This window comes from Myceligenerans indicum, from assembly GCF_016742955.1.
GTDB lineage: Bacteria > Actinomycetota > Actinomycetes > Actinomycetales > Cellulomonadaceae > Myceligenerans > Myceligenerans indicum.
Genome location: NZ_JABBYC010000014.1, coordinates 1 through 15,851, shown reverse-complemented (window position 1 = coordinate 15,851; position 15,851 = coordinate 1). Strand labels below are relative to the sequence as shown.

The window sequence follows — 15,851 nt, the reverse complement described above, 5'->3', positions numbered from 1 at the left end:
ACCCTACGCACTCGCGGGCGGCGACACACCTGGTGACCGGCGTTTCGTCACCCGTCGAGCATGGACGACGAGTGAACCTTGCGCAAGCCGTTGGCGTGCCCTGGTGCACGCCGGGACCCGGGGTGGATAGCGTTGCGGTGTGAGCAGCGCGAGCAACTCGGCCCGCGGCATCGGCCGCATCCCCGTCATCCAGGTCTCCCCGGTGGTCGAGGGCGGGCGCTGGCCCGCCAAGGCCGCCGTCGGCGAGGTCGTACCGGTCACGGCGACCGTGTTCCGTGAGGGACACGACGCGGTGGCCGCCACCGCGGTGCTCGTCGCGCCGGACGGCACGGACCACTCCTGGGCGCCGATGACCGACATCGCCCCCGGCCTGGACCACTTCCGCGGCTTCCTGCAGCCCGACGCCCGCGGCGAGTGGGCGTTCCGCGTGGAGGCGTGGAGCGACCCGTACGCCACCTGGACGCACGATGCCACCATCAAGATCAACGCAGGCATCGACGTCGACCTCATGCTCGCCGAGGGTGCGCGGTTGTTCCGCCGCATCCTGCGCCCGGCGCGCCGGGACGCGCTGATCGTGCCCCACCGCACCACGGCCGACACGACGCTGCTGCGCGAGACCCTCACGGCCCTGGAGGACGACTCCCGCCCCGCCGCGGTCCGCCTGGCGGTGGCCACCTCTCCCGAGGTGCGCGACGCACTGGCCCGGGCGCCGCACCGGGAGCTGGTCTCGGCGTCGGACACGTATCCGCTGCGCGTCGCTCGGCCGCTCGCGCTGGCCGGGGCCTGGTACGAGATGTTCCCGCGGTCGGAGGGCGCGCAGCGGAAGCCGGACGGCACGTGGGTCTCGGGCACGTTCCGGAGCGCGGCCAAACGCCTGCCCGCGATCGCGGCCATGGGGTTCGACGTCGTCTACCTCACCCCGGTCTCCCCGATCGGCACCACGTTCCGCAAGGGGCGCAACAACACGCTCGTCGCCGAACCGGGAGACCCGGGCAGCCCGTACGCGATCGGCTCGCCCGACGGCGGCCACGACGCGATCCACCCCGACCTGGGCACCGAGGAGGACTTCGTGGCGTTCGTCCAGGAGGCCCGGGACACCGGGCTGGAGGTCGCGCTGGACATCGCCCTGCAGTGCTCCCCGGACCACCCGTGGGTGAAGGAGCATCCCGAGTGGTTCGTGGTCCGCGCCGACGGGTCGATCGCGTACGCGGAGAACCCGCCCAAGAAGTACCAGGACATCTACCCGCTCAGCTTCGACACGGATCCGGACGGCCTGTCCGCGGCCGTGCTGGAGATGATCCGTACCTGGATCGACCGCGGCGTGACCCTGTTCCGCGTCGACAACCCGCACACCAAGCCGCTGGACTTCTGGGAGTGGCTGCTCGCCGAGGTGCACGCGAGCAACCCGGAGGTGATCTTCCTCAGCGAGGCGTTCACCCGGCCGGCCATGATGCAGACGCTGGCGCGGATCGGGTTCCACCAGTCGTACACGTACTTCACCTGGCGCAACACCAAGGAGGAGATCGAGGAGTACCTGGCGGAGACCTCGGGGCCGCTCGGCTCCGTCATGCGGCCCAACTTCTGGCCCACCACCCACGACATCCTCACCCCCTACGTCCAGCACGGTGGCGTCGCCGGGCACGCCGTCCGCGCGGTCCTGGCCGCGACGGGCTCGCCGTCGTGGGGGATGTACTCGGGCTACGAACTCGTGGAGAACACCCCGCGCCCGGGCGTCGAGGAGCACATCGACAACGAGAAGTACGAATACCGTCCGCGCACGTGGGAGCGCGCCGACGAGTACGGGATCGCCTCGCTCGTCGCCCGCCTCAACATGATTCGCCGGGAACATCCGGCACTCCGCCAGCTCCGGAACCTGACGGTCCATCCCACGACGAACAGCCAGGTAGTTGCCTTCTCACGACGAATCGGCGCAGAGTACGTCCCCGGCGCGCGAAGCAGTTCGAAGAGCAGCACCATGGTGCCAGGGGGCAGCACGGTCGCTCGACGCGGCGCCGACGTGGGCGTCACACCCGTCACCACCCCCGGACACGACGACGTGATCGTGGTCGTGGTGAATCTTGATCCCTGGAACTCGCAGGAGTCGCTGGTGCACCTGGACACGAAATCCCTCGGCCTCACACCGCCCGAGGGCGACCCCGACGCCCCGTTCTACGTGGCGCACGACCTCCTCTCCAACGAGACCTACGGCTGGGGCGCGACGCCCTACGTACGGCTCGACCCCGCCCACCGGGTGGCGCACGTCCTGCACGTGACCGCCGCGGGCGTGGATCCCGGTGGCACCGGAGCCATCTCATGACGACGTTCGGGCCGGGCGGCCCCGCGGAACAGCCCGGCCACGAGACCGGACAGCCGGTCCCGGTCACGCCGCCGGGCCCCGACGGGGCCCGCGACGTCCCTCGGCCCGTGTCCGCCCCGATCCCCGTCCAGGCCCTGCCGCCCCGGCGCCAGCCCCAGATCGAGACCCGTCGCCCCGGACTGTCCGACGATCCCGAGTGGTACCGCAAGGCGGTCTTCTACGAGGTGCTCGTGAGGGCGTTCTCCGACCCGGGTGACGCCGGGATCGGCGACCTGCGAGGTCTCATCGACCGGCTGGACTACATCCAGTGGCTCGGCGTGGACGCGCTGTGGATCCCCCCGATCTACCCGTCCCCGCTGCGCGACGGCGGGTACGACGTCGCCGACTTCACGGCGATCGCCCCCCAGTACGGCACCACGACCGACTTCCGCGACCTCGTCTCGGCGGCTCACGAGCGCGGCATCCGCGTGGTCATCGACCTGGTGATGAACCACACGAGCGACCAGCACCCGTGGTTCCAGGCGTCGCGGAGCGACCCGAACGGGCCGTACGGCGACTTCTACGTGTGGAGCGACGATCCGGACCGGTACGGGCACGCCCGGATCATCTTCGTCGACACCGAGACGTCGAACTGGACCTTCGACCCGGTTCGCCGGCAGTACTTCTGGCACCGGTTCTTCAGCCATCAGCCCGACCTGAACTTCGACAACCCGCTGGTCGGGGAGGCCATGCTGGACGTCGCCCGGTTCTGGCTCCGGCTCGGGGTGGACGGCTTCCGGCTCGACGCCGTCCCGTACCTGTTCGAGGCGGACGGGACCAACTGCGAGAACCTGCCCGAGACGCACCGCTTCCTGCGCCGGGTACGCAAGATGGTCGACGAGGAGTTTCCCGGCCGCATCCTCCTCGCGGAGGCCAACCAGTGGCCGCAGGACGTGGTCGAGTACTTCGGCACCGAGGACGAGCCCGAGTGCCACATGTGCTTCCACTTCCCGGTGATGCCGCGCATCTTCTACGCCATCCGGGACCAGCGGGCCAACCACCTCAAGGAGATCCTGGCGGACACCCCGGCCATCCCGGCGGGCGCGCAGTGGTCCACCTTCCTGCGCAACCACGACGAGCTCACGCTCGAGATGGTGTCCACCGAGGAACGCGCGGCGATGTACGGGTGGTACGCGCCCGACCCCCGGATGCGCGCGAACGTGGGGATCCGCCGCCGCCTCGCGCCACTGCTGGACAACTCCCGCAAGGAGATCGAGCTCGCGCACGCGCTGCTGCTGGCCATCCCCGGTTCACCGTGCCTGTACTACGGCGACGAGATCGGCATGGGCGACAACATCTGGCTGCCCGACCGCGACTCCTCACGCACCCCGATGCAATGGACCCCGGACCGGAACGCCGGGTTCTCCCACGCCGACCCGGGCAAGCTGTACCTGCCGCTCGTGCAGTCGCTGGTGCACCACTACCAGCACGTCAACGTCGAGGCGCAGCTCGCCCAGCCCACGTCGCTGCTGCACTGGGTGCACGGGATGCTCGCGGTGCGCCGTCTGCACCCGGCGTTCGGCACGGGCGCCTACCAGTCCGTCGACTGCGACGACGAGGCGATCGTCGCCTTCACGCTCACCAGCGAGTCCGAGACGATCCTGGTGGCGGCCAACCTGTCCGCGACCGCACGCTCCGCGATGCTGAAGCTGCCCCGGTACACGGGCTGGACGATGACCGACGTCTTCGGAGGCGCCGGGTTCCCCGACGTGACCGACGGCGGCACCGTCACCATGACCTGGGGCGCGCGCGACTTCTACTGGCTGGTGCTCGCCCAGGGGAGCGCGACGCCGCGGACCGCGGGAGGAGCGTGACGATCATCGACGAGGCGCGGACCGTCATCGTGCACAAGGGGGCCGGCCCCCTGCCCGACGGCGTGCTGCGTCTGCTGGACACCTGGCTCCCCGGCCGGCGGTGGTACCCGGTGCCCGGTGACGGCGTGCGGCACGTGCCCTGGCTGACCATGGAGCTCCCCGGGCCGGCAGAGAGCCCGGGCGCCGACGGACCGGAAGGCGGCCCCGCCGTCGTCGTCCCCCTGCTGCACCTGGCCGGCCCCGGGCTGGCCGGGGACGAGGGGGCGCTGGTGATCCAGGTGCCCCTCGTCCTGGAGCGGGTCGGTGCGGTCGACCGGCCGGGAGGTGCGCCGGCGAGCACCGCGGGTCCGGCCGGCGAGGAACCGGCCGGCGACGGACCGATCGGCGTCGGACCGGCCGGCGACGGACCGATCGGCGTCGTCCCCACGGACGACGGGTACATCGCGGTGTACGACGGCGGGACCCACCCCGCGGCCTGGCTGGCCTACCTGCGGGCCGCCCTCCCCGAGTACTTCCTGCACTCCGCCACGCCGACCGCGCCGTCGGCTCGCTCCGTCCCGGCCGCCCACTCCCTCCCGGTCACTCGGTCAGCTCGCGGGGACGGCACACACCAGCCGCCTGTTCCGCGGGGGCCTGGTCCGGAGGCGCGCGCCGGGGCATCCGGTGAGGAGTGGCTCGGGGGCGCGCGGGCTCTCGGAGGGGAGCAGTCCAACTCCTCCGTGCTGGTACCCGGCCTGCGGGTGCCCGTGCCGGGCTGCCCCGGCGAACACGCCGACGGTGTCATGCTGAAGATCCTGCGCACGGTGCCGGCCGGGCCACACCCGGACGTCGTCATCCCGGAGGCCCTGACACGCGCCGGGTGGGACGGCGTCCCGCGCTACCTCGGGGCGGTCGAGCTCTCCGTCCCGCCCTCGGAGGGCGAGCCGGGCAGTTCCTCGCCGGGCCCGGACCTGCTCGGTGCCGACGGAACGCACGCGCACCTCGCCGTCGTCTCCGAGCTGATCACGGACGCCGACGACGGCTTCGAGCTGGCCTGCGCCTACGCCCAGGAGGGGCTCGCCTTCGACGAGCGTGCCGCCGAGCTGGGCTCCGTCGTCGCGCACATGCACACCGCCCTTCAGGCCGCCCGCCCGACGGACGCGACGCTGGACGCGAGCAGCTTCATGGGCGTGCTGCGGCGCCGTGCCGCCGAGGCGATCTCCGACGTCGCGGCACTCGCGCCCTACCGCGCGGGGATCACCGCGTTCTATGACGAGGTCAGCCGGCACCTAGCCCACGTGACCACCGAGTACCCGGTACCGCTCCAGGCGATCCACGGCGACCTCCACCTCGGGCAGGTCCTGCACGCCGTCTCGGGGTGGAAGGTCCTCGACTTCGAGGGCGAACCGCAACGGCCGGTCGCCGAGCGCACCGCCCCCGACCTGCCCCTGCGGGACGTCGCCGGCCTGCTGCGGTCCTTCGACTACGCGGCCGCCGTCGGCGAGGCCGCCGACCCGGAGTGGTCGGAGCGGGCGCAGGTCTCCTTCCTGGAGGGATACCGCCAGGCGCTGGGCGAGGCCGCCGGGGCGGCCGGGGACGGGTCGCCGCAGGTCCACGGTGACGCCGTTCCCGGCGCCGCCGTTCCCGGCGCCGCGGTACCCGGCGGCGCGCTCGACGTCACGACGGCGTCGCTGCTGCTGCGGGCCCTCACCCTGGACAAGGCCCTCTACGAGGTGGTGTACGAGGCACGCCACCGCCCCGGATGGCTGCACATCCCGCTGAACGCGGTGGCCCGCGTCCTGGACCGGTAGCGCCGGAGTCCGGGAGCCCACTGCGGGCTCCCGGACCCGCCTCAGCGGAACGTCCCCTGGGCCACCGAACCCTGGAGCCGGCGCTGGAAGAACACGTAGACCACCAGGACGGGGAGCACGGTCATGACCACGCCCGCGTACAGCGCCCCGAAGTCCACCGCGTACCCCGCCTGCGAGGCGAACTGCGCCATCCCCTGGGTGAGCACGTAGTTGTCGGTGTCCGTGTTCAGGGCGACCGGCAGCAGGAACTGGTTCCACAGCCCCAGGAAGTTGAAGATCGCCACGGACGCCATGCCCGGCCGCGCCATGGGCAGCATGATCTGGAAGAACGTGCGCCACTCCCCCGCGCCGTCCACCTGCGCCGCCTCCGCCACCTCGTGCGGCAGGCCGCGGAAGAACGAGTACAGGAAGAAGACCGTGAACGGGAACGCGAACGCCACGTAGGTGACGATCAGGCCCGGCAGGGTGTTCAGCAGGCCCGCGTTCCGCAGTACGAAGAACAACGGCACGATGGCGAGGAAGACGGGAAAGGTGAGCCCCGCCAGCATGAGGTTGTAGATCACCTTGTTGCCCGGGAACCGGAACCGTGCCAGCACGTAGGCCGTCAGCGCACCGAGCATCATGACGAAGAACAGCGCACACCCCACCACGACGATCGTGTTGAGGAAGTACCGGCCGATGCCCGCGTCCGTCCACGCCGTGGCGTAGTTGGCCAGGCTCGGGTCTGCGGGCAGGGAGAACGGCGAGGCCAGGATCTCCTTGGTCGTCTTGAACGACGACACGAACACCCACAGGAACGGCACGACGACCAGCACCGCACCGAACGTGAGCAGGACGTGGCTCGTGGCCGCGGCCGTCCGGTCGGCCGGGCCGGCCGGCGGCGTGCGCCGCGCGGCCTCGAACGGCGCGCCGACGGTGGGCCGTTCCGTGCTCTGGTCGCGCTCCACCGGAGTAGTCATGCGTGCCCCCTCACGTCGTCGCCGCCGCCGGTTACCCGGTCCACGAGGAACACCACCGCGGCGAAGAGCAGCGTCACGAGCGCGAGCACCACGCCCATCGCGGTGGCGTAGCCGAACTGGCCCTTGCTGAACGCCGTCTGGTAGAGGTCCTGGCTGATCACGAACGTCGAGTACCCGGGCCCGCCCCCGGGGTTCATCGCCTGCATGTAGACGAACGAGTCGATCGCGGCGATGCCCAGGTAGATCCACGCCGTGCGGACGTTGTCGCGGATCAGGGGCACCGTGATCGAGACGGCGGTGCGGAACCGGCTCGCGCCGTCGAGCCGTGCGGCCTCGTAGATCTCGCCGGGCACGCCCTTGATGGCGGCCACGAAGAGCACGGTGTAGAACCCGATGAAGCTCCAGACGATCACGAACATCGAGGCGGCCATGGCGGTCCGGGTGTCACCGAGCCAGGGGAAGTCGGCCATGCCGTCGAGGCCGATGCCGGTCAGGACGCCGTTCAGCAACCCGCGTGAGGGGTCGTACACCTGCGCCCACACGAGGCCGATGACGATGGCCGGCACGCAGTACGGGAAGAAGGAGATCACGCGGTAGAAGCCCGCGCCGCGAACTCCGCGCACCCCGCCCGTGGTGGAGCCGCCGACGGTGACCATGGTGGCCACGGCGATCGCGATCGCGATCGTCACGGTCGGCACGACGACGGCGAGCAGGGCGCTGTTCAGCATCGCGCGAAGGAACTTCTCGTCGCCGAGGAGGCGGGCGAAGTTGTCGAGCCCGACGAACGCCATGTCGGCGGTGAATCCGCTCCAGTCGGTCATCGAGAAGTAGACGGCCTGCACGAACGGTGAGATCACGAAGACCACGTACACCGCGAGCGGCAGGAGCAGGGCGACCGCGAAGAAGCTCGCCTTGTCGAAGGAGATCCGGCGCCGGCGCCGGCGGCCCTGCCCGGGGGTGTTCCCGGGCGGGACCGCCGTGGCCGACGGCGTGGCGTCGCTGTGCGCCGCCAGGTGAGACGTGCCGGACATCGGTTCAGCTGACCTCGATCTTCTCGACCGAGTCGTCCGCGGCGACGTCGTCGCTGATCTTCTGCAGCTTGTCGGTGACGCCCTTGACGTCCAGGTCGCCCGACAGGAAGGCGTTCCACACCACGAGCTGGTCGGCGTTCAGGCCGTAGTAGTCGACGAACTGGTAGTTGAAGATGTTGTCGCCGGCGGCGTCGAGCATGCCGGTCTGGGAGACGAGAGCGGTGGACCCGAAGCCGTCGTCGGGCACGATTCCCTTGACGATGGTGGGCGCGAGGCGCGACTGGGAGAAGTTGGTGGCCGCTTCCGCGGACAGCATGGCCCGCAGGATCTCCTTGCCGCCCGCCGGGTTGGCCGCCTGGCTGGGCACGATGAACGGCTCACCGGCACCCGCACGGATCGCCTCGTACGGCATGGCGGGGCTGTCGGAGACGGTCGGCGTCGGGAACCCGGTCATGCGGAAGTCGTCGGCGGTGGCGTCCTTCATCTCGTTCTCGATCCAGCCGCCCGACGGGTACAGCAGGGCGTCCTGGTCGTTGCTCCACCGCGCCTGCGCGGCGGTGAACTGCGTGCCCGCACCGCCGGGGACGAAGTAGCCCTTCTGCACGATCTCGTGCAGGGCCTCCAGCACTCCCTGCATCGCGTCGAGCGACCAGGCGTTCGGCTCCAGGTTCTCCAGCGAGAGGCGTACCTCGTCGCCGCCCTCCTTGATGGCGGAGTTCAGGGCCATGGTCTGGTAGTAGGTCGCCGCCTCCTTGCCCCAGACGAAGAGCTTCTTGTCCGCCTTCTTCGCCTCGGCGCCCAGGTCGATGGCCTCCTGCCAGGTGGCCGGCGCCGTCCAGCCGTTGTCCTCGAAGAGCGAGGCCGAGTACCACACGGCGTACACGGTCATCACGTAGTTCAGCGCGACGAAGCGGCCGTTGTAGGTGCCCGGGGCCTTGACCGCGGGGTACAGGGTGTCGGCGATCGTGGTGCCCTCGTAGTTGGGCGCCTCGAACACGTCGTCGAGCTCTTCGAGCTGGTCGGAGATCGTGTTGAAGCCGATCAGGCCCGCACCCGAGTTGTCGATGAGGTCCGGGGGGTTTCCGGCGACGAAGCGCGGCTGGAGCTCCTGCGCGATCTGCGTGGAGGGCGAGACCTCGAAGGTGACGTCCGCGAACTGCTTGTTCGCCTCGTCGGCGGCGAACTGGACGTAGTCGAAGCCGTAGCCGCCGTTGAAGATGACCGCCTCGACGTCGGCATCCTGGGCCAGACCGAACGGGTTGTCGGCGGTCATCTCGCCACCGGCGGTCTCCTCCCCGCCACTGCCGCCGCTCGGGACGGCGCACCCGGCGAGTGCACCACCCAGCGGCGCGAGCAGAGCGGTGGCGACGGCGCCGCGCACGAAGGTACGGCGATCCAAGGCGGCTTGCGCCAGCCGACCGTCGGTGAGCTTGTTCGTGGACATGCAAGTCTCCTCTTGTCGATCCCCGGTCGCACGGCGCTGTGCAAGGTGCGTGACGGCCGTGTCACCCCGGCAGAACGAATATGTTAGCCGTCCTACCACTTAGGGTGAACCTAGTCACAGAGCCTGTCGGATGGCAAGCGTGTCACCGTCACGTCTGTGTAACGCCACGCCCGGCACCGCCTCACGCGGAACGACACCGGCGTCGGCGAAAACGTGTTCGCCGACGCCGGTGTCGTCCGGGTCCGAGCAGGATCCGAGCAGGGTCCGAGCAGGGTCCGAGCAGAGTCCGAGCAGGTCAGATCAGCTGATTGAGGGAGCGCAGGACCTGCGGGGCCAGCAGGTCCTGCGGGTCGAAGCTCTCGGGGTCCCGCGACCGGCCGGTCGCGGCCGTGACCGCGCGGTCGTGCTCCTCGCTGCCGGGCAGGGGAACCGACACCTCGAACGTCGCGGCCTCGCCGGGCAGCAGGGTCACCAGCGCCGTGTCGGCGACCGCTCCCGGATGCGCCTTGTCCGCGAGCAGCGTCAGGTCGCGCACCAGGTTCCGGGCGGTGACCCGGACCTCGACCCGCCCGGCCTCGAGCGGCCGTGCCGTCGCCGACAGGTCCGGGGCGGACAGTGCTGAGTCGCGCGGCTCCCCGAAGAACCACACCGCCCGCAGGCCACCGGAGGTCACCACGACGAGTTCGGCCGCCGCATCGCCGGGCGTCGCGACGTCGGCCGGGACCACGACCGCCGCGGTGCCCCGTTCCGCCGCCACGAACGGCACCGTCGCCGCGGCGAGCTCCGCCCCGGCGTAGTTCAGACGCCGCACCAGCAGATCGCCCGTCCAGGACTCGTCGGTGTCGTTGACCACCACGACGGCCAGGGCGGACGCACCGGGCGCCGCGTCCGCGCCCCGCGGCCCCGGGCCGGAGGCCTGCCCGCCGGGCAGCACGAACGCCCCGCCCGGCTCCACCACTCGCGGCTGCACGGTCAGCAGCCGGTCCGCGTGCGCCTGCGCCAGCGCGTACAGCAGAGGCTTGGGCCGCTCGTCCCCGTCGACCGCGGCCCACGACGTCACCGGCCAGCAGTCGTTGAACTGCCACACCACCGAACCCATGCAGCGCGGCGCCCAGGAACGCAGGTGCTCGACGGCGGTCCGCACCGCCACGGCCTGGTTCCACTGCATGGCCCAGTGCCAGTCGTCCATGTCGTCGGGCAGCGGAACATGCGGCACCAGGCCTGCCGTGAGCTTCTTGTTGCCCTCCATCGCCTTCTGGTGCACCTGCATCCCCGGCGACTCCGGCGTCAGCGGGACGTCCCCGACCGACCGCCGCAGGGTGCTCCAGGCCGGGGGCGCCTGCCACCCGAACTCGGCCATGAACCGGGGCACGGTGTCGCGGTAGTGCGGCCAGTCGAGCTGGTTCCACAGCTCCCACGAGTGCATGGACCCGTGGTCCGGGTCGTTCGGATGGACCCCGAGGCTGCCCGACCACGGGCTCGACGGCGTGTACGGCCGGGTCCCGTCCAGCTCCGCGACGACACGGGGCAGCAGGTCCGTGTAGTACCCGAGCCCCCAGGTCCGGCCGTCGAGGCGCAGCTTCCAGCCCCAGTCGTGGTAGCCCCAGATGTTCTCGTTGCTGCCGTTCCACAGCACCAGGCTCGGGTGCGGGGCCAGCCGTGTGACGGCATCGCGGGCCTCGGCCTCGACCTCCCCGCGCAGCGGCTCGGCCTCGCTGTAGGCCGCGCACGCGAAGGCGAAGTCCTGCCACACCAGGATGCCGCGCTCGTCGCACTCGGCGTAGAAGTCGCCGGACTCGTAGAGCCCTCCGCCCCACACCCGCAGGAGGTTGAGGTTCGCCAGCTCGGCCTGCCCGAGCCGGCGCGCGTACCGGGCGCGGTCCACCCGGTGGAAGAAGGTGTCGTCCGGGATCCAGTTGGCACCCTTGACCCAGATCGGCCGGTCGTTGACGAGGACCGTGAACGACGTGCCGTCGTCGTCCGGCGTCATGTCGAGCGCGACGTTCCGGAAGCCGGTGCGGCCGTTCCACCGGTCCAGCGCCGCCGGAACCCGGGCCGCGTGCGCCGGCAGGTCTGCCGGCACGGGGTCCGGCGACCCGGCAGGGCCGGCACCGGCCCCACCCGCCGTGCCCGACGGCTTCCGGGCCACCCCGAGCACGACCTCGACGTCGTACAACGGCTGGTCACCGTACCCGCGCGGCCACCACAGCTCGGCGTCGGGCACGCGCAGACGCACGACGGCGGACCTCTGGCCGGGTTCGACCGTCACGGCGGAGCCGCAGGACGCGGCCCCGCGCCGGCCGTCCGGCCCGCGGACGGTCACCCCGACCTCCAGCCCCTGCTCGGCCGTGGGGCCGTCAGCTCGTTCGACGTCGACATGCACGTCGAGCAGGCCGATGGGCCCGGCGCCCGACAGGTCCGCGCCCGGGAGCGCGCGCACGGCCGCGAGCCGTGCCGTCGACCACGACTCCAGACGGACCGGGCGCCAGATGCCCGCCGTGGCCGCGTCGATGCCCCAGTCCCAGCCGAAGTTGCAGGCAGCCTTACGGATCGCGTTGAACGGATGATGGTTCACCTGGGGCCGCTGCCCGAGTTCCAGCGCCTGCGCGTCCGCGTGGCGCACCGGCGAGGCGAACCGGACCGTCAGCTCGTTGTCGCCGTCACGCAGGAGCTCGGTCACGTCGAAGCGGTAGGACCGGTGCTGGTTCGCCGTGCGGCCCACCTCGACGCCGTTCAGCGCGACCGCGGCAACGGTGTCCAGCCCGTCGAAGGCGAGCTCGTGCCGGTCGTGCCCCGCCGCTCCGGCCGGCCGCGCGAACGTCGTGCGGTACTCCCAGTCGCACCGCCCGATCCAGGCCAGGAGGCGCTCGTTGTCGTCCAGGTAGGGGTCGTCGATCAGCCCGGCCGCGAGCAGGTCGGTGTGGACCGTGCCGGGCACGGTGGCGGCCACGCCCGGGCCGCCGGCCGCGAGCGCCTCGGCGAGGTGGCCGGGCAGCGGCCCGTCGACGCAGCGCACCGTCCAGCCGTTGTCCAGGCGGGCGGCGTTGCGCGAGGGTGCGGGGGTGGGGTGATCGTTCGGGGTGTGCGTCACTTGGTGGCTCCGGAGGTCAGTCCGCTGTAGATCTGGCGCTGCAGCAGGAGGAACGCGATGAGGGTCGGGATGATGACCAGAACCGTTCCGGCGCAGATGATCTCCCACTGTGCGCCGAACGGCCCCATGAAGCGGAACAGCGACGTGGAGACCACGCCGAGGTCGCGCGAGGGCATGTAGAGGAACGGGATGTAGTACTCGTTGTAGATGGCGATGCCCTTGATGATCACCACGGTGGCGATCGCCGGGCGCAGCAGCGGGACGATGATGCGGGCGTAGATCGTCAGCCGGCTCGCGCCGTCGAGCATCGCGGCCTCGTCGAGGGATCGCGGGATGGAGCGCATGAACTGCAGGAAGATGTAGATGGAGACGATATCGGTCCCCATGAACAGCACGATCGCGGCCCAGCGGGTGTTGAACAGGCCCAGGCCGTTGACGACCTGGAAGGTGGCCACCTGGGTGGTGACGGCGGGCACCAGGGTGGCGAGCAGGAAGGCTCCCATGACCAGGCGGCGGCCGCGGAACTCGAACCGGTCGACGGCGTAGGCCGTCATGGTCCCGATCAGGATGGTCCCCACCAGTGAGACGGCCAGGATGATCGTGGTGTTGACGAACCCTTGCAGCATCCCGCCCCGGGTGAAGGCGACGACGAAGTTCTCGAGGTTGAACCAGTTGCCGGGCGGAGCGAGCGGGTCCGACGTCGCGAATTCCTCGTGGGACTTGAACGCCGCCAGGAACACGGAGACCAGAGGGATCAGTGCGCAGGCGACGGCGATCAGGAGGCTGGTGTACTTGACCGCGATGCCGAGGGGCGTGGTCAGGGGACGCAGTGCCTGCCAGGCCCGGGTGAGGCGCCGCGGGCCGGCGTCCCGTGGAGCTGGGTCGTGGCGGGCGGGGTCGTGGCCGGCGGCAGGGCGCGGTCGGCGGTTCTCCAGGCTCACCGGCTGCTCGGTGGTGTGGTCGGTCATGTCAGGTCCACCCTCTCGTCGGGGAAGAGCCGGCGCTGGATCCAGGTGATGAGCAGGACGATCAGCAGCAGCACCACGGCCATGGCCGATGCCAGCCCGAACTTGTTGAACTGGAAGGCCTGCTGCACGGTCTGGATGACGAACGTGGTGGTGCCGTTGGCCCCGCCTGTCATGATCCAGGGGATCTCGAACACGGACAGCGACCCGGAGATCGCCAGGATCGTGGTCAGGCCGATGATGGGCCGGATCGCGGGGGCGATGATGTAGCGGAACTTCTGCCAGCTCGTGGCGCCGTCGAGGTCGGCCGCCTCGTAGAGCTCGCCGGGGATCGACTGGATGGCCCCGAGGAACAGCACGAAGTTCAGCCCCATGAACCGCCAGACGCTCGTCGCGGCCAGCGACACGTTCACGAGCGACGGGTCGCCGAGCCACTGCGGCGGCTCGGCGACGCCGACCAGTGCGAGGATCGCGTCGAGGGTGCCGCCGGGGCGCAGCAGGAAGAGGAACACCAGGCCGATCGCGACCCCGTTGATGAGGTACGGGAAGAAGATCACGCCCTTGAAGAAGTTCCGGAACCTCACGTCGAAGCTGAGGATCGTCGCGAAGTACAGGGCCAGGACGAGCTGCACGGCGGCGCCCGCCAGGTAGTACAGGCTGACGAGGAAGACCTCGAACATCTGCGGGTCCGTGAAGATCCGCACGTAGTTGTCGAGGCCCACCGGGTCCTTGACCGGGTCGAGCCCGTCCCAGGACGTGAAGCTGTACCAGACCATGTTGGCGACGGGTACGTAGGTGAACAGCACCAGCAGACCGAGCGGCGCGATCAGGAAGAGCCACGGCGTGACGGGCAGGCCGCGGCCCGGGCCGCGGCCGGACCCGGAGGCCCGGCCGCGGACGAGGGCGTCGGTGAGAGCGCTCATCGCCGCCGGGTCACTCCCCGACCGACGCTCGGGCATCGGCCCAGCGCTGGTTCAGGTCGGCGAAGAACGACTCCTTGTCCCCGTCCCCGGCACCGCGCGCGATGTCGACCAGCTTCTGCCGGTAGATGTTCCCGTAGAGGTCGATCTCGGAGGCTGCGACGACGTCGGCCTCCTGCGACTCCTTGCCCTGCGGGGCGGGGTCCATCTCGACGTACTCGACACCGGCGTCCTCGAAGTCGCCCAGGGTGTCCGGCGCCGGGCCGTCCACGAGGGGTGAGATGCCGCCCTCGTGGTGCGCGTAGCCGGACTCCTTCGCGAACCACTCGATCCAGGCGCGCGCGGCGGCCTTGTGCTCGCTGTGCACGTTGATGGCGTTCTTGTAGTCTCCGGCGATCTGCGCGTGGAACGTGCCGTCGACCTGGTACGGGAAGGGCATGTAGCCGATGTCGTCGGCCGAGCCTCCGGCGTCCTCGGCGGCCTGCTGCATCTGGGTGATCGCCCAGGAACCGAGCAGCATCGTGGCGACCTGTCCGGTGCCGAGCAGCGTCTTGGACTCCTCCCAGTTCGTCGTGGTCGGGTCGTCCTCGGTCAGCCCTTCGGCGACGACGTCGTACAGCAGGCCGTCGGAGATGCCGTGCCACTCGTCGGGTGCCCACGGGGTGTCGCTGTAGGCGATGTGCGTGTTCTGGTACCCGGGGTCGCCCATCACGCCGCGGTTGCCGTCCCACTGGCTGAGCGGCCAGCCGTCCGCGTAGTTGGTGTAGTAGGGGACCGCGTCGGTGTTCTGCCTGATGGCACGCAGGTCGTCGAGGAACTCGTCGGGCGTGGTGGGCAGGTCGGTGACCCCGGCCGCCTCCCAGACCTTCTTGTTGTAGACGAGGCCCTGGGTGTTCACGGTGATGGAGACGCCGTAGACCTGGCCGTCGTAGGCCTTCTCCTCCACGAGCCGGTACTCCTTGCCCATGTCCGCCACGGAGCCGAGCGGCTCGAAGAACGTGGCGAACTGGTCCGGCTTGACGCTGTTCGGGATGAGCAGCACGTCGCCGTAGTCGTCGGTGTTCATCCGCACGGCGATCTCGCCCTCGTAGTCGGTGATCGCCTCGAAGTTGACCGTGACGTCGGGGTACTTCTTCTCGAACTCGGCCTTGTAGTCGGCGAAGACCGTATCGACGATGTCGGTGCGCTGGGTGATCACGGTGATCTCGCCGGCGATCTCGCCGGCGGACCCCCCGCCCGCCTGTGCCGAGCACGCCGACAGCGTCAGTGCCGCGGCGGCCAGCAGAGCCACGCCCCGCACCTGGTTCCTGAACCTCATGGTTGTCTCGATCCGTCGTCGTTGACTGTTGGACGGCGGGACATTAAGCGGTTAAGTAATCGTAAGTCAACACCCTTCCCCGCTGCCGACCACGGCGGCGGGAGGCGGCGGGAGGCGGGATGAGGCTGTCTCTTATACACATCTGACGCTGCCGACGATAAGG

The 15,851-nt window shown here is 70.5% G+C and carries 10 protein-coding genes; 3 read left to right on the top strand and 7 right to left on the bottom strand.

Translation table 11 applies throughout. The annotated features are described in order from the left end of the window. The first annotated feature begins 139 nt into the window (after window positions 1-139). Genes HGK34_RS10150 through HGK34_RS10140 form a run of 3 tightly spaced genes read left to right on the top strand, consistent with a single transcriptional unit; the run spans window position 140 to window position 5,960 of the window. On the top strand, window positions 140-2,317 hold the full coding sequence (locus tag HGK34_RS10150; protein WP_201846787.1) for an alpha-1,4-glucan--maltose-1-phosphate maltosyltransferase: 2,178 nt from the start codon (window positions 140-142) through the stop codon (window positions 2,315-2,317). Continuing rightward, window positions 2,314-4,170 carry a maltose alpha-D-glucosyltransferase gene (gene treS, locus HGK34_RS10145; protein ID WP_201846785.1) on the top strand — a complete coding sequence of 619 codons (1,857 nt, stop codon included), beginning with the start codon at window positions 2,314-2,316 and terminating at the stop codon, window positions 4,168-4,170. Before HGK34_RS10150 ends, treS begins: the two co-directional genes overlap by 4 nt. Continuing rightward, on the top strand, window positions 4,167-5,960 hold the full coding sequence (locus tag HGK34_RS10140; protein WP_201846783.1) for an aminoglycoside phosphotransferase: 1,794 nt from the start codon (window positions 4,167-4,169) through the stop codon (window positions 5,958-5,960). Before treS ends, HGK34_RS10140 begins: the two co-directional genes overlap by 4 nt. Window positions 5,961-6,001: 41 nt before the next feature. Here HGK34_RS10140 and HGK34_RS10135 read toward each other — a convergent pair whose 3' ends face one another. The 7 genes from HGK34_RS10135 to HGK34_RS10105 all read right to left on the bottom strand — a co-directional run bounded on the left by HGK34_RS10135 (window position 6,002) and on the right by HGK34_RS10105 (window position 15,688). After that, on the bottom strand, window positions 6,002-6,919 hold the full coding sequence (locus HGK34_RS10135; RefSeq protein WP_201846781.1) for a carbohydrate ABC transporter permease: 918 nt from the start codon (window positions 6,917-6,919) through the stop codon (window positions 6,002-6,004). Continuing rightward, entirely contained in the window at window positions 6,916-7,950 is a 1,035-nt protein-coding gene (locus HGK34_RS10130) for a carbohydrate ABC transporter permease (RefSeq protein ID WP_201846779.1), read from the bottom strand. Before HGK34_RS10130 ends, HGK34_RS10135 begins: the two co-directional genes overlap by 4 nt. A 4-nt stretch (window positions 7,951-7,954) precedes the next feature. Beyond that, on the bottom strand, window positions 7,955-9,394 hold the full coding sequence (gene ngcE / locus HGK34_RS10125; protein WP_201846777.1) for an N-acetylglucosamine/diacetylchitobiose ABC transporter substrate-binding protein: 1,440 nt from the start codon (window positions 9,392-9,394) through the stop codon (window positions 7,955-7,957). A gap of 295 nt (window positions 9,395-9,689) precedes the next feature. After that, window positions 9,690-12,485 (bottom strand): glycoside hydrolase family 2 protein, encoded by a 2,796-nt coding sequence (locus tag HGK34_RS10120; protein ID WP_307815888.1) that lies wholly within the window; start codon window positions 12,483-12,485, stop codon window positions 9,690-9,692. Continuing rightward, entirely contained in the window at window positions 12,482-13,453 is a 972-nt protein-coding gene (locus HGK34_RS10115) for a carbohydrate ABC transporter permease (protein WP_201846775.1), read from the bottom strand. The genes HGK34_RS10120 and HGK34_RS10115 overlap by 4 nt, the downstream gene beginning before the upstream one ends. Then, the gene (locus HGK34_RS10110) at window positions 13,450-14,373 is read right to left on the bottom strand and encodes a carbohydrate ABC transporter permease (protein WP_244666603.1); all 924 of its coding nucleotides are present in this window, start codon (window positions 14,371-14,373) and stop codon (window positions 13,450-13,452) included. Before HGK34_RS10110 ends, HGK34_RS10115 begins: the two co-directional genes overlap by 4 nt. Window positions 14,374-14,383: 10 nt before the next feature. Then, window positions 14,384-15,688 (bottom strand): ABC transporter substrate-binding protein, encoded by a 1,305-nt coding sequence (locus HGK34_RS10105; protein WP_201846772.1) that lies wholly within the window; start codon window positions 15,686-15,688, stop codon window positions 14,384-14,386. Between the last annotated feature and the right edge of the window lie 163 nt (window positions 15,689-15,851).